Origin of the sequence: Sedimentitalea sediminis, assembly GCF_042687825.1 — a bacterium.
Taxonomy (GTDB): domain Bacteria; phylum Pseudomonadota; class Alphaproteobacteria; order Rhodobacterales; family Rhodobacteraceae; genus Sedimentitalea.
This window is the reverse complement of record NZ_JBHUQE010000027.1, coordinates 1-2,500: the sequence shown is the minus strand read 5'-3', so window position 1 is coordinate 2,500 and position 2,500 is coordinate 1. Positions and strand designations below refer to the sequence as shown.

Sequence of the window (2,500 nt, the reverse complement as noted above, 5' to 3'; positions counted from 1 at the left end):
AGGGGTGAAAGGCCAATCAAACTCGGAGATAGCTGGTTCTCTGCGAAATCTATTTAGGTAGAGCGTCATCCGAATACCCTCGGGGGTAGAGCACTGGATGGGTAATGGGGCCCCACAGGCTTACTGATCCTAACCAAACTCCGAATACCGAGGAGTACTAGATGGCAGACACACTGCGGATGCTAACGTCCGTAGTGAAGAGGGAAACAACCCTGACCTCCAGCTAAGGCCCCTAATTCATGGCTAAGTGGGAAAGCAGGTGGGACGACCAAAACAACCAGGAGGTTGGCTTAGAAGCAGCCATCCTTTAAAGATAGCGTAACAGCTCACTGGTCTAAATAAGTTGTCCTGCGGCGAAGATGTAACGGGGCTCAAGCCATGAGCCGAAGCTGAGGATGCCGTAAGGCATGGTAGCAGAGCGTAGTGTGACATAGTTCCATGTGTCCTTACCTTCTTCGGAAGGATTGGACACAAGGAGCTTTCGATGAAGCCGGGGCGTGAGCCATCCGGTGGAGAGATCACTAGCGAGAATGATGACATGAGTAGCGACAAAGAGTGTGAGAGACACTCTCGCCGAAAGTCCAAGGGTTCCTGCTTAAAGCTAATCTGAGCAGGGTAAGCCGACCCCTAAGGCGAGGCCGAAAGGCGTAGTCGATGGGAATCAGGTTAATATTCCTGAGCCAGGAGGATGTGACGGATTGTGAAGGTTGTTCACCCTTATCGGATTGGGTGGGCCGCTGATCAGTTCCTGGAAATAGCCCTCCATTAGATCGTACCCTAAACCGACACAGGTGGACTGGTAGAGAATACCAAGGCGCTTGAGAGAACGATGTTGAAGGAACTCGGCAAAATACCTCCGTAAGTTCGCGAGAAGGAGGCCCAGTTTCTACGCAAGTATTGGCTGGGGGCACAAACCAGGGGGTGGCGACTGTTTATTAAAAACACAGGGCTCTGCGAAGTCGCAAGACGACGTATAGGGTCTGACGCCTGCCCGGTGCCTGAAGGTTAAAAGGAGAGGTGAGAGCCTTGAATTGAAGCCCAGGTAAACGGCGGCCGTAACTATAACGGTCCTAAGGTAGCGAAATTCCTTGTCGGGTAAGTTCCGACCTGCACGAATGGCGTAACGACTTCCCCGCTGTCTCCAACATCGACTCAGCGAAATTGAATTACCTGTCAAGATGCAGGTTTCCCGCGGTTAGACGGAAAGACCCCGTGCACCTTTACTACAGCTTCGCACTGGCATCAGGATTGTGATGTGCAGGATAGGTGGTAGGCTTTGAAGCAAGAACGCTAGTTCTTGTGGAGCCTCCCTTGAGATACCACCCTTCGCACTCTTGATGTCTAACCGCGGTCCGTTATCCGGATCCGGGACCCTGCGTGGCGGGTAGTTTGACTGGGGCGGTCGCCTCCTAAAGCGTAACGGAGGCGCGCGAAGGTTGGCTCAGAGCGGTCGGAAATCGCTCGTTGAGTGCAATGGCAGAAGCCAGCCTGACTGCGAGACTGACAAGTCGAGCAGAGTCGAAAGACGGCCATAGTGATCCGGTGGTCCCGAGTGGAAGGGCCATCGCTCAACGGATAAAAGGTACGCCGGGGATAACAGGCTGATACTGCCCAAGAGTCCATATCGACGGCAGTGTTTGGCACCTCGATGTCGGCTCATCTCATCCTGGGGCTGGAGCAGGTCCCAAGGGTACGGCTGTTCGCCGTTTAAAGAGGTACGTGAGCTGGGTTTAGAACGTCGTGAGACAGTTCGGTCCCTATCTGCCGTGGGTGTAGGATACTTGAGAGGAGTTGCCCCTAGTACGAGAGGACCGGGGTGAACGATCCACTGGTGGACCTGTTGTTGCGCCAGCAGCAGTGCAGGGTAGCTATGATCGGACAGGATAACCGCTGAAGGCATCTAAGCGGGAAGCCCCCCTCAAAACAAGGTATCCCTGAGAGCCGTGGTAGACCACCACGTCGATAGGCCAGAGATGTAAGTGCAGCAATGCATTCAGTTGACTGGTACTAATTGCTCGATAGGCTTGATTTGATCCAGTAGAAGACAGACTTCTGCATGATCAAAAGCATACACCGTGTGTCGCGACTTGGAGTTCAGAGGTTTTTTTCGGTTTGGTGGTCATAGCGCAAGTGAAACACCCGGTCCCATCCCGAACCCGGCCGTTAAGCACTGTAGCGCCGATGGTACTGCGTCTTAAGACGTGGGAGAGTAGGTCACTGCCAAACCTAAAAAAACCTCTGTTGTATCTCTCTTTCGATGCAGCCTCACAGATTTCTTCGCCGTGAGGCACTTGGCGCGGGATGGAGCAGTCCGGTAGCTCGTCAGGCTCATAACCTGAAGGTCGTAGGTTCAAATCCTACTCCCGCAACCAAAAAATACTGAAAAATATCAAAGTCTTAAACCTCGCATCACGCGGGGCTTTCTGCTTGTGCGCAAAACAACTCGACGCCACCTCAACGCTTGAGTAAGCGTCCGGTCGTAAGCGTCCGGTCTGACTGC

General features: G+C 53.3%; 1 tRNA gene and 2 rRNA genes (1 of these 3 cut by a window edge). All 3 read left to right on the top strand.

Annotated features, from left to right (window positions below):
* A 23S ribosomal RNA gene (locus tag ACFMPD_RS15775) occupies window positions 1-2,032 on the top strand; it begins 794 nt to the left of the window's first position.
* Window positions 2,033-2,111: 79 nt separating this feature from the next.
* Window positions 2,112-2,226 (top strand): 5S ribosomal RNA (gene rrf, locus ACFMPD_RS15770).
* Window positions 2,227-2,295: 69 nt separating this feature from the next.
* Window positions 2,296-2,372 (top strand) — tRNA-Met (locus ACFMPD_RS15765).
* The last annotated feature ends 128 nt before the right edge of the window (window positions 2,373-2,500 follow it).